Origin of the sequence: Segatella salivae F0493 (assembly GCF_000477535.1) — a bacterium.
In the GTDB taxonomy this organism is placed as follows: domain Bacteria; phylum Bacteroidota; class Bacteroidia; order Bacteroidales; family Bacteroidaceae; genus Prevotella; species Prevotella salivae.
Genome location: NZ_AWGW01000030.1, coordinates 14,103 through 40,831, shown reverse-complemented (window position 1 = coordinate 40,831; position 26,729 = coordinate 14,103). Strand labels below are relative to the sequence as shown.

The following is a 26,729-nucleotide window of genomic DNA, read 5'->3' as shown; positions in this document are numbered from 1 at the left end:
CTATATAAAACTTAAGAGAATCATCGAGCATGCACGCTCAAATCTTAAACCTATTGTGATGCTTTGCACGTGAGGGAGACATATTGTCAAAGCCTCCGCCAAACCCTTTGAAATGGTCTGAAGGAAAACCATTATCCTTAGACCTTACCACACCACGATATTGTGCCCAACGGTCCAATATCCGATTGACATAGTTAACCGTCTCTTGCCCACGCATATATCCGTGCTTCACCACAGGATCATTGTAATATGCGGGTGTGCTCAAACGCAAAACAAACTCTTGAACCTCATTCCAGGAATAAGGATTACGCCCATATTTACGTGCTAAAGCCATGGCATCACGTATATGAAAAGAACCTCCATTATAGCCAGCAAGCACATAACAACTCCGTTCGGCAGGGTTGGGCACGTCTGCAAAGTGTCCCGACAATTGTCGAATATACTTAGCTGCTGCTGCTATATTAAGTTCTGGGTCATAAATATCCTCCCGAGCTATTCCCAGATGGTCTGCCGTTCTCGGCATGATTTGCATCAGTCCACAAGCCCCTGCCCATGAATGTGCGCGAGGGTCGAACGTCGATTCCTGATAGCATTGTGCGACCATCAGGCGCCAATCCCATCCTGCCATAGGTGCATATTGCTGGAAATAAGAATCCCATTGAGAAATCTGGCCACGCGCTCTGTTCAACATGGGTGAGTAGACATGACGTGTCACACTACGTGCCGACAAAAGGAAATTCTCCTCTTTCTTCAACGAAACTATCATTGATGGACGATACCAATGGTTCAAAGAGTCGGCTAACTCCACATTATTCTCTTGAACTGCCCATTGTGCATGAAGGGAATCAATCTTCACTCCACAATATCTTATGCCTTTATAGGTTTGAGGTAAAGGAAAGGCAATCAAATCTCCATCACCCGACTTCAACTTCCTTACCATCTCCATCGTGTCTCTACATACTTCAACACGAAGAGAAACACCTAAACTTTGTGCAAACTTCTCAGCCAAAAGATATTGTAACCCCATACCTCTACCATGATAATCATAATAGGTTTCAGGCCCCGACATCGTGAGCATAATTAGTTCTCCATTGTTCTGTATATCAGAAAGAGTAAATGCCTTCTGTGTGCTTACAGAATCATCTCCACCCACCTCTTCACCCCAGGGCGTTAGCATCTTTTCCTTTTTCTCCTTACATGATGCTAACAAACCAAGTGTCAGCAATCCCATAAGACATACAATATATAAACGGTGCATAAGCATTATTATATTCTCAACAAACAGAGGAGTTTCTTCTTGTGGCCACAAAATTACAACATAATTTGGAAATATCCATTTAAATCCATATTTTTGCAAAGCAAATAGCATCATTAAAATATATTATTCATACGCCTTTGGAAGTAAATACTATCCAAACAATGTCTTTCTTCAAAGGCATCTTCATAAGAATACAATTCTATGAGAGAACTGAAAACTTTATGCCGTCAAAATATATGGGCGTTATCGTTAAAAAGAAACACAGAAAAAGCCCCATCCCAACACAAGGAAATCATTGCGTTAGACAAGAATGAGAATCCATATAACAAGCCATTCAATACCTATCCAGATTCTTATCAAGAAGAATTGAGACAAAAAGTGGCTGACGTAAAAGGCATTTCTAAAGATAATATCATCCTAAGCAATGGTTCAAATGAGGCTATTGACAGGATAATCAGAACCTTTTGCGAACCTCACATTGACCATATTGTGACCTTGTCTCCTTCTTACGATATGTATACATATTGTGCAGAAATAAATGGTGTAGACTATAAATCCATAACGCTCAATAGTGAATTCCAAACTACAGCAGACGAGTTGCTCAATGCCTGTGAAGAAAATACGAAGTTGATTTTTATATGTTCACCCAATACTCCTTCGGGAAACATCATTAATCCAGAAGTTATCGAACAAGTACTTCACTCTTTCGAAGGTATTGTTATCATTGATGAAGCCTATATAGACTTTGCAAACCATCCCTCATTTCTAAGAATTCTCCACCAGAATCCTAATCTCATCATCCTTCAAACCATGAGTCATGCATGGGCTTCTGCCGCCATCCGCTTGGGCATGACCTTTGCATCCGAATCCATTATAGATTTACTACATACGATTTGTATGCCTTATAGCCTCAATATACTAACACAAAAGCATGCTTTAGAGGCACTAAACGACCCATTTGAAACCGACAAACGGGTAAAATTGATTAAGCAAGAACGCAATAGAATGATGCAAGCCTTCTTAGATTTACCTTGTTGTGAAAAGGTTTTCCCTACAGAAACCAATTTCTTTCTGGCAAAGATGAAAAAGGCAGAGGATATCTATAATTATCTTATCCAACATAGAATAAAAGTCTATGATTGCAAAAATTTAGAACAATGTGATAATTGTCTACGCATAACGATTGGTACAAAAACTGATAATGGGGCACTATTAGCGGCATTAAGGAGTTATCAATAGAGATTATACCCGCAAAAAGGCTCATAATTAACCATTTTGATGTGTAAAATGAGAAAAGAGTTCTGCCGGTGATAGTACAAAAGGTAAAGATGCAAAAAGAGAATGCTTCCTCGATATTATGAAAAGTATTCATTAAATCAGGCACTCTTTTATAATCTCATCACTTATTCCTTTTTCCTTAAGACGTTTGGCAATCTCTCTCTTATAATTGAACTGTTCGTGAAAATGGAAAATCATTTTATCAAATGTATCCAAGGCTGCACTTTTGTTTGACAACGTACATATTCCTATTGGTTGGTTATTCTATTTTTCGATAATTTTACCGTCATCCCTAATTATATAAGTTTTAACTTTCTGAGAAGAATCTATAAATGTAGTTTTAACCTTAATAGAAAAGTTTTTGTCAATTCTAAAGGATGTAATCTCCTTAGACTCATCACTGTCTGGTTCAAACCAAATTCCTTCAACATAGAGGTTTGATATGATGGTATTATTCTTGATAGATAGTAAATAAAATCGATAGTCAAAATCCCCACAATCCATTGGAACCAAAATCAAATATATATCGCCTTTATTGGGCAACGGTAGGTACCTGAGTTTGTTCCCTGTATCACAAAGAAATTCAGAAACACCTTTCAGGTACTTACTTTCTATCAAATTGTATTTTACTGTCTTTATGTCAATACGCTTATCGTATGGCAATGTTTCGTTACTCTTCGCCAAGAGATTCTTATTCGTAATTGCCCTAAGGGATTTATTGTGCATATCCTCCATATTGGAATAAAATCCACTTTGGGGATTCTTATAATGTAAGACAAATTCTCTTTTATATATCAAGAACAGATCTTTCCCATTACAAGGTATTGTTTGCCATAAAGTATAATCCTCCCAATCAAAAGCACCATTCTTTTTATCCAAATATCTTTCTATTTGTAAATATGGTATTGAATCTTTAATATTTAATGAAAACTCTTTATTGGCTTTAATGAAATAGTTATGTAAATCTTTTATGTAATATCGGTATCATACATAAAATAGGATTTGGGTATCTCTTTATGTTGGCTAAAAAGAATCTTTTGTTTTCCATTAATAATAAGCGTGTCCTTGTTTGTCTCTACTTTTGGAGGAACTGAGAGTCTCGTTAATAAGGAGGAAGCTGCTTGTGAGTCTGAATTATATATTATCTAATGATATAAATTGCCAGTTAATACGTTCTCCTACACAAGAAGACTTCACTTCTTGTTCTGAATAAATTCCTCTTTGCTCAGATACATACACTTTCTTTGAAGGCGCTTTACACGCACATAGAACTGATAAAAGTAAAATAATAACATACCTCATATCTAATTGTTTATGTAGTTGCTGTTGTTAAAGATGTCAACTTCTTTAAGTTTTCTGTTTCTTAAACCTTTTTCTGATGCCGTTCCTCTATTGATTGTACGCTGTCAAACAAAAGTGCACAACTGCAAATATAGTTATTTACTCTAATATTTCATTGTTTTATTATCAAAAATTCTTTTGTTGATTGATTTTTGCTTTATAATTTCTCTTATCTTTTTAATTTTCTCCCCTTGTCCTAAATATACGTCTTAGGGTGTGAGATTATCCAATGATTCATGAAATCTTTTTTCATTATAATAGTCTACCCACTCATCGATAGCCTTTTCCAATTCAGAGGGACAAAAATAATGATTTAGCTTAATTACATTTTTCATCGATCTGTGATATCTTTCCTTGCGTCTGCGGATGTAAGGGTTTGCCATGGATATGCTTGATATTATATTCCTTACAGAGATACTGTTTGAGAGAGGAAGTAATATAACATGGTCCATTATCAGATAAAAGACAAGGAGGGTTCTAGAATGTAACTCCAGCCTTTTCAATTGCTTTATCTATTGTTCTATATACATCATCAGAAGTCATACTCGAACATAACTCCCAATGGATAATATACCTGCTGTAGTCATCAATTACCGTAGAGAGATAATACCAGCCCCAAACCTTGACTTTGAAATAGGTAAAATCGGTCTGCCACATTTCATTAGCGAATTTAGTCTTATGATGGAACTCATCAGCTGCAAAGATAAAATCATGCTCCATACGTTCCAATAGACCTCTTTCGTGCAAAATACGATAAAAGCTTGACTCCGAAACAAATATCTGACTCTCTTCCAATAAAAGAACTGATAATTCCCTGGGGGTGAGCTCAGGATGCTCTAAAGAAAGTTCAACCACTATTTGTCGAATATTATCAGGTATGCGGTTCCACGTTGTAGGTGCTCTGTAATGTGTTGCTCTGAGAGCATTCAAACCTCCTATAGCATATTTCTTATACCAATTATAAAAGGTACGTTTAGGGATTCCTAAACGCTTAAGTGCCTGAACAATACTCAGGCTCTGAACGCTTTACTGTTAGAACGATGCTCTCTTTCTCTTCCGCACTATAACGTATATACGATTCATGCATAGGACTTATTCGATGAGTTTCAAGTTTTTTTACAACGTCATATCTAACTACCAAATCGGCAAGGGCTTCTTTTAAGCGAATATTTTCATGACGAAGTTCCTTTACCTCATCACTCGTTGCTTCACGGACAGTATCACCATCAAGGCGAGCTTTGCGAGCCTCAATAAATTCCTTATTCCATTTGTAGTAAGTGCTATCGGATATACTATATTTACGACAGAGTTCAGCAATACTCTGTTCTCCACGGATTCCTTCCATTACTATCAAAACCTTTTGTTCAGAAGTGAAAATACGTTTAGTGTTACGACGAATATCCTTTAATAAGGATTCTGAAGAACCATGCTGAGAACTTACTGGAAAATTCTTTTTTGTTGTCATTGTGCAAATATACTTTTTTATTAATAATTCTAACTAAAACCCCAAACTTAATTGGAGCTCAAGTTGTGCACTTTTGTTTGACAACGTACACTCAATCGTCCTGAACTCTTGGGAGTAAGGCTTGACAATAATGGACACGACCTACGTGGAGTTCTTTTCGTTGGTATCGATAAGGATTGTCGAGGCAGAGAAGGTGTTCTTCCGCTTCGCTATAGCCGCTCATCCAAAACAATTTGGGAGGACGACAACATGCCGTGGCCACTTGAGTTATAGCCCCTAAAATGCAGAAAGGTTTGAGAGGCACCCACGTTTCCCAAACCTTTCTATCATTTCTTATTCGTACACTTCCATTGTCTTGCGCAGCCACTTACGCAACTCATCCTGCAAGGACTGAGGTTCAAGTACTTTTATCATGTTGCCCCAACTCATCAGCCGCATGTAGAAGTCGTATGTGGGCCGCAAGGTCAGTTCAAAGTCGGCATAGTCATCGCAGGAGAAGAGTTCCCGTTGGGAATAGTGCATCGGCAGCGTGCGCATATAGTACTGGTGGTACTTGTCCGCACGGAGCACAATCCGTTGCAGCGGCACATTCTCGTCTATCACGATGCCAAAGAAGTCTGCAAAGTAATCCTTGGCGACGAAATCCCTGGGCAATTCGAACTTCTGTTCCGTAGTACGGACATGCTCCAAGCGGTCGAATGAGTACAATAGCAAGCGGCCTTTTTCCACGCTCCTCGCCAACATATACCAGCGTCCGCCTGACAACTTCACGCAGTAAGGCTCCACCAGATACGTCTTTGCCTCGTTCACGGTAAAGGCACGATGTGTGATTTCTAGGACACGGTTCTCCTTCATGGCTTCCAATACCATGGTGAGAAAGTCCTGACTCGAAGGGATGTCCTCCGTAAGGATGCGGTCATGTATGGCAAGGTTGTTGGACAGAGCTTCTGCCGTACCATAGGTATCGAGCAGCCATGTGCGTAGTTCTCCTCTATCCATTACCGACGGATTGGCTATATAATAATGGTGGCCGCCCTTGGCTTCGCACTCAATGACGATGCCAAACATATCGAGGATGCCGCCCTTCCATCTGTCGAAGGTCTGTCGTGGCAAATCCTCGCCACGACTCAAATCCACGTTGTTCCTCCATTTTTCATTGAGTTTTTTCAACGTGATGCGACCCGCCCGGTGAATGGTTTTCACCACCCAAATGTACTTTTGTATGAGTGACATGATGCGTTATGCCTTACTAATTGTTGTTGTAGCCAAATTCCCTGGTGCCGAACTTTCGTTTGTATAGAGACTCGCGGTCAATGGCATGTTCCTCCAATATCTTCAGAGGCAGGGTCTCGAGGATGCACCACTGAAAGTATTTCTTCTCATACGCTTCGTCATTTTCCAGAAGTGGCTTCAGGTCTTTGTCACCGCCGTGTCCGGTCTTGGCATATTCTGTCCATCTGCCCCAAATACCTCGGGTATTGTAGGTCGAGCCTACATATTGCTTGCCGGTCTTCTTATCCAATATCAGGTAGATGCCGTTACAACTTTCCAACTTTGCTTTCCACTCGGCGTGGTTTGTCTCAATGATGAGCTTCAACTGGTTATAGTCAAGCACAACATCCTCGAAACGAGTGAAGATAGGGATGTTATTCTCCTTTATGCCTCGGTCTATTCTGGTCACAGGCATCTGATTTACATAGTTCTGCAGCCAGCTTACTGGGTTCTTCCAGTCAATAATCACTTTCTCTTTGAGTAGTTCAAAACCATCAAGTTCAATAAAACCGAACTTGGCAAATTCTTCGCCTTCATAGTCTCCAAGCGGATTTATGATGCCTTCGTTCCTATAAACACCAACGAAACGTGAGCTGCAACTTTCTTCACCTATGAAAGCTACAATATAGTCCACCTCTTTGAAGCGCTTCACCACTTGTTCACTCTGATAACTAAGGAAAACAGAATGCTCGTTCAGATACAGGTCATACAATGAGTTGAAGTATGACTTGCCGTCAATAACCTTTTCCTTTCGATTGTCTTTATGACGTATGAGTCTGACACGCTTCTTGTCGGCGTTGTCGAACTCTTCGTTACGACCTGCCAGCAGGTCTTGTACCATGATGATATAATCCTTTGTCTGCATAATTGTCTATTATTTGATCTTGTCCCATTCAAACTCGGCACCAAGTATTTCGAGGCCGAGGTATTTCCATTCTTCCTTGTCGAAGTTGGGTGTATAACGCGCCATGACGAGATGGTTGCTTCGTTCTTCCTTCGTCCAGTAGTTCCAGTTGAAGCCCAAAGCCTTATGCCATATTGGCTCAGGCTCATCGCATGGGTCAAGCTGGTAGAAGATGGTACCGATGCGTTTCAAGAAGTAATCTCCTCCAGTACACATATCTAACCGAAGACTATGATTGTCCAGCGGAAAACCATAGAAACCGTCATCACATCTACCTGGCCATGCAGCCAGGCACAAAGCTCCCAACTCATAACCACCGCGTTCCCTTGCCACAACGATGTCACCTGTAAACATGCGTTTCCCCTCACTGTCATCATAACCTGTATCGATACCTGCAAAGATGTGACGGCATGTGTAGCCCCGTCCTTCACATGGATGTCCAAAGAAGTCCTCCACAACGTCTGGATTGTGATCTTCCTCATACTCTTTCTCCTTGTGCCAGACGTACAGTCCATCATCTACCGCAAAGAAATAGTCGCCGAAGTTGGCATAGCCAAACTGGTCTCTGCCGATGACATAACGTATGCGTGGATAGGCAGTACCTTTGATGGTACCACGACCTATCTCGTCACGATACTTCTCGCACAGCTGCACTAGCTGTTTCTCGTTTATCACGTCAGGGAATTGTCCCAAATGCTTGTTCTTCTTAACGTCCATAGTCCTTGTTGTTTTAATTCGAGGGCAAAGTTACGAGCAAGGTGTCTCATTCCGCGTTACAGGTTTAAACTATCTTCTCTTTCTGCTTGATATTTCAACTACAGCACCAGACGAAGAACATGACAATGGCCGCTACAACGACAATGGCGCAACCATTCAATATGCAGCTGTCCATCTTCTTGTCCCATTCTGTGGCAGGAACACTTTGTGGTGCTACACTCTGCCCCCTATGTTGCGCTTGTTGTTGCCGACGCTTGCCCGCAGCCTTCTTTATAGCCGCATGTACTAGAGCCGCACCGGCGGCTCCCAACATGATATGGTGAGGGTCTATGCCAGAAGAGTACTCCACCTTCTTATGGTGTCCTTGATGTTGCTCTTCATAGAAAGCATCATAGTCGCCATCATCGATATAGTCATCGACATACTCCTCTTCCACGTCCTCGTAGCCATCGGCATATCCTGTACGTTGTCAAACAAAAGTGCACAACTGCAAATATAGTTATTTACTCTGATATTTCATTGTTTTATTATCATAAATTCTTTTGTTGATTGATTTTTGCTTTATAATTTCTCTTATCTTTTTAATTTTCTCCCCTTGTCCTAAATATACGTCTTTGGGTGTGAGATTATCCAACGATTCATGAAATCTTTTTTCATTATAATAGTCTACCCACTCATCGATAGCCTTTTCCAATTCAGAGGGACAAAAATAATGATTTAGCTTAATTACATTTTTCATCGATCTGTGATATCTTTCTATCTTTCCTTGCGTCTGCGGATGTAAGGGTTTGCCATGGATATGCTTGATGTTATATACCTTACCAAGATACTCCTTGAGCGAGGAAGCAATATAACATGGTCCATTATCTGATAAAAGACAAGGAGGGTTCTGGAATGTAACTCCAGCCTTTTCAATTGCTTTATCTATTGTTCTATATACATCATCAGAAGTCATACTCGAACATAACTCCCAATGGATAATATATCTGCTGTAGTCATCAATTACCGTAGAGAAATAAATGCCAAACCTTTCGGGAAATGACTTTCAACAACCGCGGAAATGCCAAACCTTTCGGGAAATGACTTTCGCCATGCGCGGAAACTCCAAACCATTCGGGAAATGACTTTCAACAACCGCGGAAATGCCAAACCTTTTGCGGAATGATTTGCGGGAGGCCCGCAAGCTCCAAAACCTTTTAAAAGTGATTTGCGGGAGGCCCGCAAGCTCCAAAACCTTTAAAAAGTGATTTGCGGGAGGCCCGCAAGCGCCAAAACCTTTAAAAAGTGATTTGCGGGAAGCCCGCAAGCTTCAAATCCTTTAAAAAGTGATTTGCGGGAGGCCCGCAAGCAACAAAACCTTTTAAAAACGATTTACAGATAAAGATACTGCTTTTACACCAAAAAAGATAAACTCAAAAAAATAAAACAGGACCACTTTAAATGACTCTATAGGGCCACTTTGCACGATTACAACAGGGTCAGCTTAAATGAGCCAAAGGGGAACCGCTTTAGACGAGTATTTCCACCCTCAAGAAGTAAATGACATCCAACAAAGTTCGTATTTTTTGCTTTTTAACCATTTTCCATTCCCCACTTTTTCATTTTTTTACTATCTTTGCATCCGAAACTATAGTGTAATCATAAATGGGTTACTAATTGACATTAGGACAACAAAAGATTTAATTGATAAAAACTTATGAGTAAGCAAGTAGAAAAGATCAAACAGCTTATTGCAAAACGCGAAGAAGCTCGCCTGGGAGGTGGTCAGAAAGCTATCGACAAGCAGCACGAACGTGGTAAGTACACGGCACGCGAACGTATTGAAATGTTAGTGGATGAAGGTAGTTTCGAAGAATATGATATGTTCAAATTGCATCGTTGTCATAACTTCGGCATGGAGAAAAAACAATACTTAGGTGATGGAGTTGTAGCTGGTTCGGCAACTATTGATGGTCGCTTAGTATACCTTTATGCACAGGATTTCACCGTTAATGGTGGCTCTTTGTCTGAGACTATGGCACAAAAGATTTGCAAGGTTATGGACATGGCAATGCGCATGGGAGCTCCCGTCATCGGCATGAATGACTCAGGTGGTGCACGTATTCAAGAAGGAATTTCGGCACTTGCTGGCTTTGGTGAGATTTTCGAACGCAACATTCTTGCCAGTGGAGTTGTTCCACAAATCAGTGCAATCATGGGGCCTTGTGCCGGTGGTGCAGTCTATTCACCCGCACTAACAGACTTTACTATTATGACCGAAGGCACTTCTTACATGTTCCTTACAGGTCCGAAGGTTGTTAAAACCGTTACGGGTGAAGAGATTGATGCAGAACATTTAGGTGGTGCAAGCGTACATGCGAGCAAGAGTGGTGTTACTCATTTCACGGCAAAGACCGAAGAGGAGTGCATGGAACTCATTAAAACATTACTCTCATATATCCCATCTAATAACACAGAAACAGCTCCCCGTGTAGAATGTACCGACCCGATTGATCGTAAAGAAGACCTTCTCAACGAGATAATTCCAGAAGATCCTAATCAAGCTTACGACATGTATAAAGTCATCGGTGCAGTCGTTGACAATGGAGAATTCTTTGAAATCCAACCAAAATTTGCAAAGAACATCATCACTGGCTTTGCTCGTTTCAATGGTCAAAGCGTAGGTATTGTAGCCAACCAACCAGCTGCTTATGCAGGCGTTCTTGATGTAAATGCAAGTAGAAAGGGTGCACGCTTCGTGCGTTTCTGTGATGCCTTCAATATTCCAATCGTTAGTTTGGTAGATGTACCAGGTTTCTTGCCAGGAACAGGTCAGGAATATAATGCTGTCATCCTTCACGGAGCACAACTTCTTTACGCTTATGGTGAGGCAACAGTACCTAAGATTACGATCAACCTTCGTAAGAGTTATGGTGGTTCTCACATCGTTATGGGTTGTAAACAACTTCGTTCTGACCTCAACTTTGCATGGCCTTCAGCCGAGATTGCAGTAATGGGTGCAAGCGGAGCTGTTGCTATTCTTTGTGGAAAAGAAGCTAAAAAGATTAAGGAAGAAGGTGGAGATGTTAGAGCATTCCTCGCAGAAAAGGAAGAGGACTACACCGAAACATTTGCCAATCCTTATCAAGCTGCACAATATGGTTACATTGATGATGTTATTGAACCACGCAACACACGTTTCCGTATTTGTCGCGGATTGGCTCAACTTGCAACCAAGCGCCAGGATATTCCTGCTAAGAAGCATGCCTGCATGCCTATGTAATCCAAGTTGAAAACGAGAAATAATAACGTAAAAACAATGGATAAAAATATATATGCAGCTATTGCCATGGCACTCTATGAGTTTGAAGGCAATAACGTTCACGACAATGAACCTGGAAAAATCACAATTGCTTTGCGTCCAACGCTATGGAATGCCAAGTTCTTGTCATTAACAAAGAAACCAAAATAGAGTATGAAAGAGTTTAAATATACAATTGATGGCAAAGAATATAAGGTTGCTATCGGTGAAATTGACGAGAATAACATTGCATCTGTAAATGTAAACGGCGAGGACTTCAAAGTCCAAATGGAGAAAGAAGAAGAACCCGAGAAGAAAAAAGTTGTGCTTGGTAAGCCTGCACAAACTGAGGAAACAGAAGCTACTCCATCAGCTAATGTCAATACAAACAATGCTGTTAAGGCTCCTCTCCCTGGCACAATCACAGCTATCAACGTTGAAGTTGGACAAGAGGTTAAGGCTGGAGATGCTGTTGTAGTACTTGAAGCAATGAAAATGGCCAATAATATTGAAGCAGAAAAAAATGGTAAGATTACAGCCATCTGCGTGAAAGTTGGTCAAACAGTTCTTGAAGAAGACCCACTTGTTGTGATTGAATAACAAGTGATAACTACATTATAAGGAAAAGGATATGCTTCATTTAAAGCATATCCTTTTTTATATTCTCATCTTCTTTGATTTAATAAGGAAATGAAAGACTGACAACATGAACTTCTATTTGATTAAAATCATAAGATAATGCATATCAGAACATTATGCGCTTATAATTAAATCATAATATCAAGTGAAAGTAAGATGAAAATTATATGTATCAAATTACTCAGTAAAATGCTTTATATTGATGCATAAACCGATAGAAATCATTCGATAATCTATAGCTATTTACTTCATCCAGCTTGGCTCGTTATAAAAAAAAAGCAGAAGATTCACGCTATTATTCCCCCACCCTTATAAGATAACTCTATGCTAAAGGCAAATTTAATGCGTTCCTCTCAACACCCAAATACCTCCAAAGAATATGAATAATGACCAGAGTGTGAGCAGCGCAAAACATAAAATTATAAAACCAAGTAACACTTTTGCCAACATATTTCGTCGTGACACTTCAACCAAAAAAATAATCATTGAGGCAATAAACCAAAAGTAACCACCGAAGATTGTAAATAACCAAACAAAAGGAATCGCCTCCATCCAGCTTGCAGAATAAGGCTGACCAACGGGATGTCTGTCTATAAACACATAACAAACCACAGCTGTTATTAGGCATAAAACATTACCCAAATAGATATATTTGAACAGCTGTCGTTTATGAATATACATCATTATAGCCAACAGAATGATAAAAATGATTGGCAAAAAAAAGCAAGATAAAACATTACTATCGTGTAACATAAGATTGATTATTATTAATTTCATTCAGACAACTCACTCATGGTGGAGAGTTTTTTCAACTTCAATCATCCATGAAATGAGCTCCTTGCCTTATACCATGAGCTTGCATGTAACGGCAAAGCAAGTTAGTAAACTCATAATTCTTCAATCCCCATTTTGGTGCAATCAAAAGATTGGCAGGAGATTGGCTAACGAAACGCTCTAAAACAAGTGTTGGCCGGAGATAAGAAATATAGTCTGCAACCAGCCGAATGTACTCTTCTACCGAATAAACATGAAAGGGAGTAGCCCGAAATTCAGCTGCTAACCGCGTGCCACGTATAATCTGCATTTGATGAATCTTAAGGATATCAAGAGGTAAAGAAGAGATAATCTTTGCCTGTCTTATGCTTTCTGCTGCATCTTCTCCAGGCAAACCAAGAATGATATGCCCACCACAAAGGAGTCCACATGCGTGAGTTTTCACAATCGCTTGTTGGCAACATGCAAAATCATGACCACGATTTATACGCTTAAGCGTATCATCATTGACACTCTCTATACCATATTCCACCAACACAAACGCATGCTTTTGTAGTTCAACAAGATAGTCAAGCAATTCATCATTGACGCAATCTGGGCGTGTACCAATAACAATTCCTACAACATCTTCTACTTGAAGGGCTTCTTCATAGAGGGCCTTTAAATGCTGAAGTGAAGCATAAGTATTTGAATAGGCCTGGAAATAAGCTAAGTATTTCATGTCAGGATACTTATGAGAAAAGAAACTTTTACCCACTTCCAATTGTTCCGTTACAGACTTATGCCGGTCACAATAATTAGGATTGAAAGTCTGATTATTACAATAAGTACATCCTCCTATACCGACATTTCCATCACGATTCGGACAGGAAAAGCCTGCATCAATACTTATTTTCTGTACTCTGAAAGGGAATTTTTTCCTTATCCACGAAGAGAAATCATTGTAAAAACCATCCATTGCATGCAAAGTTATGAAAAAAGCAGGTAAACAACAAATGATTATCAAGGCTTTTTTGTAACTTTGTAAACATAAAACAAAATGGTAATCAATATGAAAAAACTTTTTTTTCTATGTGTAACAATACTTTTAATGACGTCAGGAATGAGGGCTGACAATAAGATTACACTGAAAGATGTCACTGGACAAACCTTTTCACCTCAATATATTTCAGGGGTTGATCCCATACAAGGAACAGACTTATATGCCAGTATCAGTAAGGATGGCAAACAGATTATAGAATATGCTTTCAAATCGGGAAAACCAACACGTGTGTTATTTGACATAGCCAACACACAGGGAGAAAGCCTCAAACAGTTTGATGGTTACAGTCTTTCTCCTGACGGAAAGCGAATGTTGATACAGACAAATACACATAAAATCTATCGTCGTTCGTCTACGGCAGACTATTATATCTATACCATTCAAAGTCGGAAATTAGAGAAACTCTCGTCTGGTGGGCCTCAACAAATACCGACTTGGTCTCCAGATGGAAATCAAATTGCCTTTGTAAGAGACAATAACATCTTCTTAGTTAAACTGCTTTACGACAATGCTGAAAGTCAAATCACAAAGGATGGTAAGTTTAATGAGATTATCAATGGTGTGCCAGATTGGGTTAATGAAGAAGAGTTTTCGACCAATCGGTCCCTCTGTTTCACAGCAGACAGCCGCATGATATGTTGGATTAAATATGATGAGAGAAAGGTAAAAGAGTATTCTCTACAAATGTTTATGGGCAGTCATCCAGCAATGAAGGCTTATGAAGTTTATCCTGGAGCATATACTTACAAGTATCCTAAAGCCGGAGAAGACAATGCTATCGTGTCGGTTTGGGCCTATGATATACAAAGTCATAAAACAAACAGACTGCAAGTACCCCTTGATGCTGATGGCTATATACCACGGATTAAATCTACAAATGATCCAAATAAAGTCATTGTGTACACCATGAACCGTCACCAAGATGTATTAAATCTATACGCAGTGAATCCTCATTCAACGCTTTCCCAATTAATTATCAAGGAAAGTGCTGACAAATATGTAAAAGAGGAAGCTATGGAAGGTATCAAAATCGGACAGAACAGCATTCTCCTACCAAGCGATCGCGATGGATTTATGCACCTCTACCTATATAATATGAATGGTAGTTTGATTCGTAAAATTGGTGAAGGGAACTATGATATAACCAATGTTTATGGTTATGATGAAACTTCTGGAGATGTATATTATCAAGCAGCTTCAGTCAATCCACACGACAGACAGATTTTTGTCAGCCATAAAAATGGCAAAACTGAACGCTTAACTGATGCAAATGGCTGGAATACGGCTATGTTCTCAGGGGATTATAAGTATTTCTTGAATACATGGAGCAACTATAATACTCCTTATGTTTTTACGATTCGTGATAACAAAGGGAAAGTGCTTTCAACTCCTGTTGACAACAAGGAACTAAAAGAGAAAATCAAATCATTTGGTTTTCATGGTAGGGAAACATTCTCTTTTACAACATCAGAAGGTATAAAACTTGATGGTTGGATGGTTAAACCGGCTGATTTCAGCCCACAAAAGAAATACCCAGTAATTCTCTTTCAATACAGTGGACCTGGTAGCCAGCAAGTAACTGACGCATGGAGTGCTGGTTCTATGGGCAACGGAGGAGCCTTTGATTATTATCTTTCTCAGCAAGGTTACATCGTGGTTTGTGTTGATGGACGAGGAACAGGAGGCCGAGGTGCAATGTTTGAGAAGTGTACTTATCTGAAACTTGGTGAATTAGAATCACGTGACCAAGTAGAGACCGCCCTTTGGTTAGGCAGTCAAAGCTATGTTGATAAAAATAGAATTGGTATTTGGGGATGGAGTTTTGGTGGCTTCAATACATTGATGAGCATGAGCGAAGGCCGTCCAGTATTCAAAGCCGGCGTTGCGGTTGCCCCACCAACTAACTGGAGATATTATGACACCATATACACAGAACGTTATATGCGCACACCAAAGGAGAATGGAAGTGGCTATGCAACAAACCCAATTCAACGTGCAAATAATCTTCATGGAGCACTATTGATTTGTCATGGTATGGCAGATGACAATGTACAACCACAAAATACGATGGAGTATTCAGAAGCTTTGGTGCAAGCAGATAAGGACTTTAAGGAGAACTTCTATACGAATCGAAATCATAGTATCTATGGAGGAAATACGAGAACACATTTGCTTCGACAGATTACCAATTGGTTTAATAATAATCTTAAATAAAGAAATAACAACATCATAAAACGTTATTATTCTATCATCATAAATAGATGATATAGACAAAAGCAGGGATAAATTGTAGAAAACAATACTCCCTGCTTTTCTTTTCTACACATAACAAGATTCATTGTCAAGTATCTTTTGAATAAATTTGATGCAAAAAATAAAATGTTTCGAAAAAAAGAATGAAAAAGTCTTGGACAAATCAAAATGTTTTTATACCTTTGCACCGCATTTAAGAATAATGCTTGGCGAATCGGATACAATCCATCAATGGAAGGATGGGTGAGTGGCTGAAACCAGCAGTTTGCTAAACTGCCGTGCGAGTTCTCGTACCGGGGGTTCGAATCCCCCTCCTTCCGCAGGCAATATTCTAAGAGAATATTAGCCAACTGGTCGGTTCATCTAACGGTTAGGATACAAGATTCTCAATCTTGGCATACGAGTTCGATTCTCGTACCGACTACAAAAGAGTCCTACAAATCATTGATTTGTGGGGCTTTTTACTTTATAATAGGATATATATGGAATCGATTAAAGAGATATTCAAGATTGGAAAAGGTCCTTCAAGCAGTCACACAATGGGACCACAAAAGGCAGCAAAAATCTTCACGGAGCGCCATCCAAACGCCACCTCCTTTCAAGTAATCTTGTATGGCTCGCTGGCTGCCACAGGAAAGGGACACATGACAGACACCGCAATAGAAGAAGTTATGCAACCAACGGCACCTGTTGAGATTATCTGGCAACCTCAAACGTTTCTTCCTTTCCATCCAAACGGCATGAAATTTATAGCTTTGGATGATAAAGAAGAACCCACAGAAGAATGGACTGTCTATAGCATTGGAGGTGGAGCACTGTCTGAAGGCAAGGCTTCTGATGACTTCTTTTCTACTAAAGAGGTCTATCCTCTTAACTCACTCCATGATATTATGCGGTGGTGTAATGACAATGGACGCAGTTATTGGGAATATGTTGAGACATACGAAGATGAAGATATATGGGAATATCTGTATCAAGTATGGGACGTTATGAAACAAGCCGTGAGATCAGGCTTAGCACATGAAGGCGTACTTCCTGGACCATTACACCTTCCAAGAAAGGCCGCCACATACTATGTAAAGGCTACTGGATACAAACCTTCATTACAAAGTAGAGGCTTAGTTTATTCATATGCCTTAGCAGTAAGTGAGGAAAATGCATCAGGGGGAACAATCGTTACGGCACCAACTTGTGGAGCCTGTGGTGTAGTTCCAGCCGTTTTATACCACCTTTATAAAGCACATAACTTCAGTAATGAACGTATTATCCGAGCACTTGCTACTGCAGGACTATTCGGAAATATCGTAAAGAAGAATGCATCTATTAGTGGTGCCGAGGTTGGATGCCAAGGAGAAGTTGGTGTTGCCTGTGCTATGGCATCAGCAGCCAGCTGTCAACTCTTTGGTGGAAGCCCCACTCAGATTGAATATTCCGCAGAGATGGGATTAGAACATCACTTGGGTATGACGTGCGATCCAGTCTGTGGATTAGTTCAAATCCCTTGCATTGAGCGTAACGCCTTTGCCGCCACACGCGCACTTGATGCTCAACTCTACGCATCTTTTGGTGATGGAAGTCATCGTGTGAGTTTCGATAGAGTGGTAAACGTAATGAAACAGACTGGGCATGATTTGCCTTCACTCTACAAAGAGACCAGCGAAGGAGGCTTAGCCAAAGGGTATAATCTGGAATAAAAAATCTGCTTGTAAGCTAATTAGCGTCATAATCTGTTGATGAATAAATGAGAGAAAGTTGTTCTTATAAAGACTTTACTTTCTCTTTTTTATTTAATCATATTCAATTTATCTTGTCAATGATGCTCAAAAGCCCCCATATCTGGAACCGACTTCCGTCTTATTCCATCATGATCTATCTGAGGGCATGAATTTTTATCTGCCTTTCCGATAACAAAAGCCTTATTTTTGAGATGAAAATCATAGTCTAATGCCTCATTATCCACCTTTATAAATAAGTTTGCCCCTATATTAATAGTGTCTTTGGCTGATTCAAAAATAACATCCTTATAATGTATCTGGTCTTTTTCTTTGGGTTTTGTTGTGCGCAACAGACTATTCAAAAATTGATAGGATAGATTTGAACTACCCTTAGATGGCAATTTTATCTGCTCATCAGCAAAACCAGTTACAATACTATTTAGAACCGACAAATGAGTTGGTTGATATCGAGATGAAATATGGAGTGCTTCTCCCCTACTACTATCAAAAGGATAATATTGTGCCAATGTACAAGCATTCAAAAGCACATCTGCCCCTTCCACTGACAAACAATTATGCAAGGTATTAGATAATTGCGTATTAATTAGTTCGGCTTTACAATTTACTAACCTAACGCCATAGCCCTGACAATTATGTATAGTAGCTTGTTCGAGCTTCATTTTTGCTCTATTTATATCACTACTATCACAGACAATGCCATTAAAACAACCACGAATATCAACATACGACAAGGTATTTTGATAAGAAGAACCATAGAAATGTAGGCCTTGCCACTGACCACTTACACGGTCATAAGGCAGATTTGAAAACATCTTATCCAATCTACTACCACGCAAAAGTACTCTTTTTTTAGATTCACCTTCTATAGATAGCCTTCCCAAAACATCTATTCCGGCATCATGATTAAAGTAAATGGTCGTACCACCTTTTATCGTTAATGTTGCACCTTCATGTATTTTGATTTCTCGTGAGCATAATATTGGGCGCTGAGGACTATCTATAATGGTATCATTCGTCACCTCTAAACGATCAATAGGTGTAGCTTGCCAAGACCAAGCCCTTAACTTCACCCGTTGCTCTACCCCACTTTCTAAAGTAAACACCACCTCATCATCAAATTCTTGTGGTTTAATCACATCCAAAGATGGTGCAGTTGCTTCAACAAACACACATAAACTATCTCCATGATAGACAGGAATATCATTCACACGGAACCCATTATTATTACTAAGTGGAATCCCATTCACATTAACTCTAAAACCTTTCTGATTGCCATTTGCTAACTTTACACTCGCCAGTCTCACACCCTTTGTGTTCCTATTATAAAGCCAGAGCTCATACGTTGAAGACGAAGTATTAGAAAAAAGCGTATCTAAACTGAGGGTATCTGTAGAAAATACCAACCGATTATCCTTAGACAAAGAGAATGATTCTTCATTGTTGCAGGAAGAAAGTATAAGAAAAGCACCTGTTAAAAGGATGCCAATAAAAAATCGTTTCATTAATATTATAACGTAAATCAACGATTTTTATTTTCCATATACCAATGATGTACAAAACAATTATAATAGAGGAATGCCATTAAAACTAATGCAAACATAACCCACAATGCCATAAATTCTGTGTTAAAGAGGTATGACCAACCTAACGACAAACCTATTGATAGTCCTAACTCTGAGGCAAGGAAATAACTACTTTGTGAGGTTCCACGTTGACAATGCTTACTTAACTTAATAAAAAACAATTGGAAACGCGAAGCTATTAAACTCACTCCAAAACCTATAAAAGCAGGAATCAGTAGATGGACTGACGAATCCTTACGTGTTAAAAACATAAGGATTGCCATAGCAATTGTAAGAAGTCCCGTAATGGTCTCACTCTTTAAGTTAGCATTAGCAAAGGCAAACTTCTGCGCCAATAGCGCTACAAAGAACCCCACAGCCATCATTCCATAGAATGTGATTGAATGGACAAGCGACAGAAAGATCCCTAAAACCATAGAAACCAAAATGAGATTCACAAACAAATATTTACCTTGTGGAAGGAAAAACCTGTCTAAACTAAATATGGATAGGCCTTCTTCAGGGGCTTTGAAAGGGAATTTCACCATATAAATCAAAACCATCGAAACCAAACAACACAATGCAGAACCAATGACAAAGCCCTTCAGCCCGAATAAGTTACTGATAAACAATCCAAAAATTGGCCCAAAAGTCAATGCAAAGCGAGAAAACCAAGAGGCTGCATAATTTGCTTCCGTTCGACGAAATGACTCACAGACATCAATAATCAATGTGCTTGAGAGAATCATTTGAGATAATCCGAACATAGCACCGAGTAGAAAACACAGGCCAATTATTATCCAAAATAACCATCCACTTTCATACTTCTCGACAAAACTCAAAGCATAAATACAAACCATAACTATACCTATACATAGCATACAGACACGATTGCGGCGATATTTCTCAACAAGATATCGACAAACTCCACCCAAAGAAAACAGTCCTACACCAAAAGAAACAAAGGCAAGTGCCACATGCCAATGTGTAATATGCTGTACTTTGATTAACCATCCAGGCACAACTGGAATCAACATATATACAGCCATACACAGAAAGAGATTGGATAGCGACAGCATCCAAAACTCACGATGCCACAGATTAATATGTACAGGCGTATTCTGAGTATCCATTCAATCAATAACTTTCGTCTATATTAGGGAAAGAACAAGTTTTAACTTCGCGAATATAGGCCTGAACACCAGCCGTCATACACTTGTTCACATCTGCAAAATGACGCAAGAACTTAGGCTTAAATCCTTGAGTCATCCCCAAAGCATCAGCATAAACCAAAATCTGTCCATCTGTTCCACAACCAGCACCAATACCTATCGTGGCACAACAAACATTGCGTGTCACCTCTTCTGCAAGTTTAGCAGGCACTTTTTCCAATGTAATACAAAAACATCCAGCCTCATCTAACAGCCTAGCATCATTGAGAAGTTTCTCTGCTTCAGCCTCCTCCTTGGCACGAAGTCCGTAACCTCCAAACTTATGTACACTCTGCGGAGTTAATCCTAAATGTCCCATTACAGGAATTCCGGCATCAATAATACCTTTAACGGTAGCAATAATCTCTGCTCCTCCCTCCATCTTTAGTGCATCAACACCTGTTTCTTTCATTATCCTTATGGCGTTCTTAACCCCTTCTTCACGACTAACTTGATAACTTCCAAAAGGCATATCACAGACCACCAAACAATGACTACATGCGCGAACAACACTCCGAGCATAATAAATCATTTCATCTATGGTGATGGGGAGAGTATCTGAATTTCCTGCCATGACATTAGACGCTGAGTCCCCCACAAGGATTCCATCAATGCCTGCATTGTCTATAATAGATGCTGTGGTGTAATCATAAGCAGTGAGCATTGTTATTTTCTCACCAGCTGCTTTCATTTCCGCAAATGTTCTTGAAGTAATCTTTTTCTTCTCTGTAGATAAGTATCCCATGATTATTTATTTTTCAGCTTGCAAAAGTACATCAAAAACACGACATGTCAAAATTAATGTTTATTAAATTCGACGTTTAACCATTGATAATTGCAACCTACATAATTAGGTATTACAATATCAGCATAAGCGCTTATGGCTGTTTCTGGATTGGTTGTAGATAGTCCAACAGTGAACTCTCCTGCCCTACGAACAGCTTTTAAGCCATTGAAACTGTCTTCAAAGCCTACGCACTGGGATGGTATTAAACCAAAAACTTCAGCACCTTTCAAATAAGGTGCAGGATTAGGCTTACCATCTGTGAAGTCTTCGCTCGTCAAAATACGATCAAACAAATTCTTAAATGTAGGAACTTTAGCATAGACATTCTCCATCTTTTGCCTATTACTACTGGTTACAACGGCTGTCTTCACCCCATTGTTCCTAAGATCTGTTACGAAATCAACAAAGCCTTCTATGAATTCGAAATGCATATTGACTTCAAATTCATTTAATTTTGCAGTAATTTTTGATTGTTCTTCCAACCTGCCTGCAAAATACTTATCATATATTTCCACGAGTGTCATCCCCTTTATTTGATTCTCTATTCCTGGGAGTTCAGGATGATACATACTAAATTGTGACTTCCAGAATATCGTATATTGGGGCTCTGTATTAAACACAACACCATCTAAATCAAACAAAGCTGCTTTTAGTTCTCTTACCATTTTTATTCTATTATTCGTTCACAATAGTTATATCATTGTGCCTATCCCTATTTTTGCGTCTCCAATTGGTTAGCAATCGCTTGAGAAGGCTTTGTTACAGACTGCTTATTCTTCATTACAAAGTCTTTCCAACTACTATAATGTCGCGCATTACTCTCGGGTTTTCCCATCTGAAGAAAATGGCAATAAGCAGCAGCAAGCGCATCGGTTGCATCCATAAATCGTGGCATCTCCTCTTTCTTGAGATTCAAAACACGCTGCAACATTCCAGCCACTTGCTCCTTAGAAGATTGTCCTTGTCCCGTGATAGCCATCTTAATTTTTAATGGGGCATATTCATGAATAGGGATATCTCGGTGGATTGCAGCTGCAATAGCCACTCCCTGAGCACGTCCAAGCTTTAGCATTGATTGCACATTCTTACCAAAAAAAGGAGCTTCTATAGCTAATTCATCAGGAAGATAAGATTCTATTATCCCCGTGACACGTTCAAAGATATGACCAAGACGCAAATAAGGGTCTGGCATTTTTCGAAGATCAATTACCCCCATTGCCTCCATTTTCGCCCTATTTCCTTGTACACGAAGTACTCCATAGCCCATAAGATTCGTGCCAGGGTCTATGCCTAAGATAATCTTTTCTGTCTTTTGAATCGTCATAGGCTAACGATCTAAATAAGGATTACTTGCAAGTTCGGCTCCAATTGTTGTCTCTGGACCATGTCCGGGATATACTCTTGTTGTATCAGGAAGCTGACAAATCATGCGAAGGCTTTGAATCATCTGGAACATTGAGCCCCCTTCAAAGTCTGTTCTGCCTATAGAACGCTGAAAAAGGGTATCACCAGAGAAGGCCACATGCTCTTCTTCGTCATAAAAAAAGATACTACCACGTGAATGACCGGGAGTCTCTATCACTGTAAAGGCATGAGAACCAAAAGACACTTTATCGTTATCATGAAGATATTTACCAACAGAAGGAAAATCATCTTGAAGCTTAACACCTGCCATTTGAAGTGCCTGCTGTACCAACTTAGCCATTAAAGACTTGTCATTCTCATGCACTTCAACTTTCAGTCCATATTCCTTATAAACCATTGCATTGCCAAAATTATGATCAATATGACCATGTGTAGCCAGCAAATGAACAGGAGTTAATTCCTCACTAACAATATAATCCCGAATAAGAGAGAACTCTTCTTCATCCATTGCACCACAATCTATGATGACACATTCATTGGTTTCATCGCTAACAACATAACAGTTTTCCTGCAACATGTTGCATATAAATCGTTTGATTCTAAGCATATTATCCTATTGGAACATAAATAATTTTCTTATTTTCACGATACCATTCTTCATCAAAGAAATCATTTAAAGGATAAACTTCAACGATATTCTTAAATGGTTTGAGCTCTTCATGAAGATCACCTCCCTTTAAACACAGCAATCCATTGGGCAAAGCATTGTGTTGTTCCTTACGAATGTTCTTGCGAATTAACTTCATTAAATCAGGTAAAGGCATCACTGCACGACTCACAACAAAATCAAATTTACGTGTTTCCTCCTCTCCCCTACGCTGTAACGCCTCTACATTCGTAAGACCGATTGCCTTAGAAATCTCGGTTGCAACACGTATTTTCTTCCCTATGCCATCAATTAAATGGAACCTACATTGAGGGAACATGATTGCTAATGGAATACCAGGAAACCCACCACCTGTACCAAAATCCAAAATCTCTGTACTTGGTTTAAAGCGTAAAACCTTTGCAATTGCTAAGGAATGTAACACGTGATGTTCATACAAATTGTCGATATCTTTACGCGAAATCACATTTATCTTGCTGTTCCAATCACGATAAAGTGCATCAAGCATCTCATATTGTTGGCACTGTAAATCAGTGAGATTGGGGAAATACTTCGTGATAATATCTATCATTTTTGTTATTGATTTGATAATGCAAAAGTACGAATTTTCTTTGTAAGTCTATGGAATAAAACACTAAATGTTTTCAAATCACGAAGGGAAAAGAAATTAGTTGCAAATGAATTACAAGTCTTTAATATTAAGAGTTAACGCAAAACATAATCTATTTCAATATTGTTATAAGTAACTAATAATCAATACATAAAACATTATCCTATAAATTATTAAAAGAAAGTAAATTAACCTGTTTATAAAACGACTTAAATCACGCTATAAACTGACTGGTTTTACCTCTTGAAATGCATGGTTTTACAGAGCAAAATGGCTGTGTTTATCACAAAGAGTGCGCCTTACTACAAATTAATGCAATCTAAAACTCCACATAAGAACAAAAGAAAGATAAACAGAAGGCTAAGAATGAAACTTCTACTCTCCATTAAATAAAAGCATGGAACAACAGAAAATATATTGTTTACGCTATAAAAGAACGTTAAGATTAAACCTTTATCATGGCAAAACAACAATGATAAGGGATAAGAAAAAAGCAGTCCCGGAATCACTTCCAAAACTGCATTATCTTATGATTTGAAATTTCATTGTTGAGTGATTACTCACTCTTTGTTATCCACAATCTTTAATTTTACCTAAAAACTAATACTTTTCAAAATCACAATCTTTAAACCTAATAACTAAAAACCTAAACAATCTATTAACCTTTTGTGAGTGCAAAGTTAAACAAGATGTGAGGAACATCCAAACGATTGAATATTTATTATCAACAAATTCCGTTTTTATTGATTTATATCAAAATAGGTCTTATAAGATAGATTGCATCACTTCTTGTGTCCAATCTTGTCCATTTATAGCTAAGATTGTATGAATGCCTAATTTGTTTGCAGCTTCTACATTGCGTGGGCTGTCATCGATGAACAATACTTCATTGCCATTTATCCCCTCCTTTTCAAGGATATATTCGAAAAATTTCAATGAAGGTTTCAAGGTTTTCATTTGATAACTCACATAAAGTTCATCCAAATAGTGACGTATACCATTGCCTTTTCCATCGAAATCGCTACTGTCAACCCACGACATCATGAATGAGTTTGTATTGCTTGCTAAGGCTGTTCGTATCTTCATTTGACGCAAATGCAACAATAAATCAAGATTACGTTGAGGTAAAAATGTGGCATATCCTAACCAAGCATGCCTACATTCATTCCAGGAAATAGGTCTTTTTGCCTCTTCAGAAAGCTGAATCAGGAACTCTTTATCACTAATTTCTCCCTCTTCTAACGCACCAAAATAGCCCGTTTGTGTATACATATTAAGACGTTCTTCAGCATCCTTGAGTCCTAAATGTGAAAAGCGTTTCACAGCTTCTAAACGATTACTGGTGTAGATAACGCCACCTAAATCAAACAAAATCAAACGTAGTTTCATGCTTTTGGATTTTGAACTATTTTAAATAATGTACCTGTTGGGCAAACAAATCTGCAATAAGGATGAGGAACAAAGACGGAAAGAATGACCACTATCACGCCTAATACCAATACAACAGCAGAGGCGCTATGCAATATAAACGCAGAGAACACCTCGTAATCCATCCATTGGAATCCGATTCCGAGTAACATCATCATTGTTAAAACAGCCCACAAGATATCACGAAAACGCTCCAAACTCTTTACTGTTTCGGCCTTCATCTTCCATTTTCTACGTTTATTGGTTTTGCCAAGTAATTCTTGAAGCGACCCACAAGGGCAGATATGGTTGCAATAATAGTTTTTCTTTCCGAAGAAAGGATAAATGAAAGCCGTAATTAACATAATCACCGGAGTCACAGATACCCATAAGTTTATGCCATTAGACATGTATCCTACCATAAGAGAATAAGAGATAAAAGTGCCACACCAAAAGCCAAGTACACCAACGTTCAATATCATTTGAATCGTTCGATAGGTCTTATTATGATAAAATAAAGGCACAATAGCAGCCATAAGTACCACAATTAATCCTGCAATAGTTTCCAAATTGAGATTCATTTTCTCGATAAAACTCTTCTCATATACATGCTTAGAAGCATATTGAAGACCTCGTTCCACGTTACCAATAATACCTCTCGAGGAGAAGGTTGCACCACTAACAGCGTCAACTTTCAACTGTTGTGCCTGATCAATTGTCTTGCCATTCCAAGCTGAAAGCAGTCTACTTGCCTCACTAAAGAAGTCGGGGGTCTCATGGTTTTTCAGTGCAATGATACGCTGAATCCTGTTATTTTTAATATAGATCTCTAAGGGAACGTTTCCACCATAGCCTGTAACATCTTTGGCAAGTGACGTAGTATTGACCACTGTAAAGCCATCAACAGTATGACGAATCACGTCATCATTCATGCTTTTAACTATGGAATCATTTGGTAAAGTACGAACTTTATGCCCAAAAACCTGACCATCTCGCACCACAGCTATTACCGCCATAGCAATAAAACAAACGATGAATGATGCAACTTGTCTAAGCTTCTTATTTTCTATTCTCATTGTTATCACACTTAACAATGTGTAAAATTACAAATTAAAATAAATTTTGGAAGATAAAAAACTCCTTTTTAATATTAATTAGTAT

Annotated in this window: 24 protein-coding genes, 2 tRNA genes and 1 pseudogene; 8 read left to right on the top strand and 19 right to left on the bottom strand. The window is 38.9% G+C overall.

The window, feature by feature from the left end; translation table 11 throughout:
• Positions 1 to 37 precede the first annotated feature (37 nt).
• Positions 38 to 1,231, bottom strand: coding sequence for an MltF family protein (locus HMPREF9145_RS10905; RefSeq protein ID WP_036907631.1), 1,194 nt, complete (start codon positions 1,229 to 1,231; stop codon positions 38 to 40).
• A 228-nt stretch (positions 1,232 to 1,459) separates the two neighbouring features.
• On the opposite strand from HMPREF9145_RS10905, the gene hisC reads away from it, so the two are divergent.
• On the top strand, positions 1,460 to 2,497 hold the full coding sequence (hisC, locus tag HMPREF9145_RS10900) for a histidinol-phosphate transaminase (protein WP_021826492.1): 1,038 nt from the start codon (positions 1,460 to 1,462) through the stop codon (positions 2,495 to 2,497).
• 303 nt (positions 2,498 to 2,800) lie between these two features.
• Here the strand turns inward: hisC and HMPREF9145_RS14055 are convergent, their stop codons facing one another.
• The 8 genes and pseudogenes from HMPREF9145_RS14055 to HMPREF9145_RS13565 form a co-directional block, all read right to left on the bottom strand.
• Positions 2,801 to 3,415, bottom strand: a complete 615-nt coding sequence (locus tag HMPREF9145_RS14055; protein WP_021826483.1) for a hypothetical protein — start codon at positions 3,413 to 3,415, stop codon at positions 2,801 to 2,803.
• Between the two features lie 566 nt (positions 3,416 to 3,981).
• Positions 3,982 to 5,342, bottom strand: a pseudogene (locus HMPREF9145_RS14365) (IS3 family transposase).
• Positions 5,343 to 5,675: 333 nt separating this feature from the next.
• Complete coding sequence (locus HMPREF9145_RS10880) at positions 5,676 to 6,548, bottom strand: helix-turn-helix transcriptional regulator (protein WP_231369795.1); 873 nt, start codon at positions 6,546 to 6,548, stop codon at positions 5,676 to 5,678.
• A gap of 43 nt (positions 6,549 to 6,591) precedes the next feature.
• The gene (locus tag HMPREF9145_RS10875) at positions 6,592 to 7,479 is read right to left on the bottom strand and encodes a GIY-YIG nuclease family protein (RefSeq protein ID WP_021826563.1); all 888 of its coding nucleotides are present in this window, start codon (positions 7,477 to 7,479) and stop codon (positions 6,592 to 6,594) included.
• Between the two features lie 9 nt (positions 7,480 to 7,488).
• The gene (locus HMPREF9145_RS10870) at positions 7,489 to 8,235 is read right to left on the bottom strand and encodes a hypothetical protein (RefSeq protein ID WP_021826499.1); all 747 of its coding nucleotides are present in this window, start codon (positions 8,233 to 8,235) and stop codon (positions 7,489 to 7,491) included.
• Positions 8,236 to 8,329: 94 nt separating this feature from the next.
• Positions 8,330 to 8,671: a hypothetical protein gene (locus HMPREF9145_RS10865; RefSeq protein ID WP_021826410.1), complete on the bottom strand. Its 342-nt coding sequence runs from the start codon at positions 8,669 to 8,671 to the stop codon at positions 8,330 to 8,332.
• Between the two features lie 63 nt (positions 8,672 to 8,734).
• Positions 8,735 to 9,256: an integrase core domain-containing protein gene (locus tag HMPREF9145_RS13240; protein ID WP_081697766.1), complete on the bottom strand. Its 522-nt coding sequence runs from the start codon at positions 9,254 to 9,256 to the stop codon at positions 8,735 to 8,737.
• A gap of 24 nt (positions 9,257 to 9,280) precedes the next feature.
• Positions 9,281 to 9,418: a hypothetical protein gene (locus tag HMPREF9145_RS13565; RefSeq protein ID WP_155945312.1), complete on the bottom strand. Its 138-nt coding sequence runs from the start codon at positions 9,416 to 9,418 to the stop codon at positions 9,281 to 9,283.
• Between the two features lie 513 nt (positions 9,419 to 9,931).
• Between HMPREF9145_RS13565 and HMPREF9145_RS10850 the strand changes: the two genes are divergently transcribed.
• Genes HMPREF9145_RS10850 through HMPREF9145_RS10845 form a run of 3 tightly spaced genes read left to right on the top strand, consistent with a single transcriptional unit; the run spans position 9,932 to position 12,115 of the window.
• Positions 9,932 to 11,497 carry an acyl-CoA carboxylase subunit beta gene (locus tag HMPREF9145_RS10850; RefSeq protein WP_007133823.1) on the top strand — a complete coding sequence of 522 codons (1,566 nt, stop codon included), beginning with the start codon at positions 9,932 to 9,934 and terminating at the stop codon, positions 11,495 to 11,497.
• A gap of 36 nt (positions 11,498 to 11,533) precedes the next feature.
• Positions 11,534 to 11,686: a hypothetical protein gene (locus HMPREF9145_RS13850; protein ID WP_007133824.1), complete on the top strand. Its 153-nt coding sequence runs from the start codon at positions 11,534 to 11,536 to the stop codon at positions 11,684 to 11,686.
• A gap of 3 nt (positions 11,687 to 11,689) precedes the next feature.
• Complete coding sequence (locus tag HMPREF9145_RS10845) at positions 11,690 to 12,115, top strand: acetyl-CoA carboxylase biotin carboxyl carrier protein (protein WP_021826523.1); 426 nt, start codon at positions 11,690 to 11,692, stop codon at positions 12,113 to 12,115.
• Between the two features lie 853 nt (positions 12,116 to 12,968).
• On the opposite strand, the gene HMPREF9145_RS10835 is transcribed toward HMPREF9145_RS10845, so the two are convergent.
• The gene (locus HMPREF9145_RS10835) at positions 12,969 to 13,886 is read right to left on the bottom strand and encodes a TIGR01212 family radical SAM protein (RefSeq protein ID WP_021826449.1); all 918 of its coding nucleotides are present in this window, start codon (positions 13,884 to 13,886) and stop codon (positions 12,969 to 12,971) included.
• A 93-nt stretch (positions 13,887 to 13,979) separates the two neighbouring features.
• On the opposite strand from HMPREF9145_RS10835, the gene HMPREF9145_RS10830 reads away from it, so the two are divergent.
• The 4 genes from HMPREF9145_RS10830 to HMPREF9145_RS10815 all read left to right on the top strand — a co-directional run bounded on the left by HMPREF9145_RS10830 (position 13,980) and on the right by HMPREF9145_RS10815 (position 17,917).
• A complete protein-coding gene (locus HMPREF9145_RS10830; protein WP_036907620.1) occupies positions 13,980 to 16,184 on the top strand; it encodes a S9 family peptidase in 2,205 nt (734 codons plus the stop codon).
• A 272-nt stretch (positions 16,185 to 16,456) separates the two neighbouring features.
• Positions 16,457 to 16,543: transfer RNA gene (locus HMPREF9145_RS10825), tRNA-Ser, on the top strand.
• A 32-nt stretch (positions 16,544 to 16,575) separates the two neighbouring features.
• Positions 16,576 to 16,647: transfer RNA gene (locus HMPREF9145_RS10820), tRNA-Glu, on the top strand.
• 58 nt (positions 16,648 to 16,705) lie between these two features.
• Positions 16,706 to 17,917 (top strand): L-serine ammonia-lyase, encoded by a 1,212-nt coding sequence (locus HMPREF9145_RS10815; RefSeq protein WP_036907537.1) that lies wholly within the window; start codon positions 16,706 to 16,708, stop codon positions 17,915 to 17,917.
• Between the two features lie 116 nt (positions 17,918 to 18,033).
• Here the strand turns inward: HMPREF9145_RS10815 and HMPREF9145_RS10810 are convergent, their stop codons facing one another.
• The 9 genes from HMPREF9145_RS10810 to HMPREF9145_RS10770 all read right to left on the bottom strand — a co-directional run bounded on the left by HMPREF9145_RS10810 (position 18,034) and on the right by HMPREF9145_RS10770 (position 26,644).
• The gene (locus HMPREF9145_RS10810) at positions 18,034 to 19,461 is read right to left on the bottom strand and encodes a hypothetical protein (RefSeq protein ID WP_021826576.1); all 1,428 of its coding nucleotides are present in this window, start codon (positions 19,459 to 19,461) and stop codon (positions 18,034 to 18,036) included.
• A 17-nt stretch (positions 19,462 to 19,478) separates the two neighbouring features.
• On the bottom strand, positions 19,479 to 20,654 hold the full coding sequence (locus tag HMPREF9145_RS10805; RefSeq protein ID WP_021826450.1) for an MFS transporter: 1,176 nt from the start codon (positions 20,652 to 20,654) through the stop codon (positions 19,479 to 19,481).
• Positions 20,655 to 20,658: 4 nt separating this feature from the next.
• Positions 20,659 to 21,477 (bottom strand): 3-methyl-2-oxobutanoate hydroxymethyltransferase, encoded by an 819-nt coding sequence (gene panB, locus HMPREF9145_RS10800; RefSeq protein WP_021826555.1) that lies wholly within the window; start codon positions 21,475 to 21,477, stop codon positions 20,659 to 20,661.
• Between the two features lie 53 nt (positions 21,478 to 21,530).
• Complete coding sequence (locus tag HMPREF9145_RS10795; RefSeq protein WP_021826417.1) at positions 21,531 to 22,184, bottom strand: HAD family hydrolase; 654 nt, start codon at positions 22,182 to 22,184, stop codon at positions 21,531 to 21,533.
• A gap of 47 nt (positions 22,185 to 22,231) precedes the next feature.
• Entirely contained in the window at positions 22,232 to 22,843 is a 612-nt protein-coding gene (gene ruvC / locus HMPREF9145_RS10790; RefSeq protein ID WP_007133834.1) for a crossover junction endodeoxyribonuclease RuvC, read from the bottom strand.
• A 3-nt stretch (positions 22,844 to 22,846) separates the two neighbouring features.
• On the bottom strand, positions 22,847 to 23,491 hold the full coding sequence (locus HMPREF9145_RS10785; RefSeq protein ID WP_021826407.1) for an MBL fold metallo-hydrolase: 645 nt from the start codon (positions 23,489 to 23,491) through the stop codon (positions 22,847 to 22,849).
• Between the two features lies 1 nt (position 23,492).
• Complete coding sequence (rsmG, locus tag HMPREF9145_RS10780) at positions 23,493 to 24,122, bottom strand: 16S rRNA (guanine(527)-N(7))-methyltransferase RsmG (protein ID WP_021826575.1); 630 nt, start codon at positions 24,120 to 24,122, stop codon at positions 23,493 to 23,495.
• Between the two features lie 804 nt (positions 24,123 to 24,926).
• Positions 24,927 to 25,550, bottom strand: coding sequence for an HAD family hydrolase (locus HMPREF9145_RS10775; RefSeq protein WP_007133839.1), 624 nt, complete (start codon positions 25,548 to 25,550; stop codon positions 24,927 to 24,929).
• Positions 25,547 to 26,644: an FMN-binding protein gene (locus HMPREF9145_RS10770; protein ID WP_021826572.1), complete on the bottom strand. Its 1,098-nt coding sequence runs from the start codon at positions 26,642 to 26,644 to the stop codon at positions 25,547 to 25,549. The genes HMPREF9145_RS10775 and HMPREF9145_RS10770 overlap by 4 nt, the downstream gene beginning before the upstream one ends.
• Between the last annotated feature and the right edge of the window lie 85 nt (positions 26,645 to 26,729).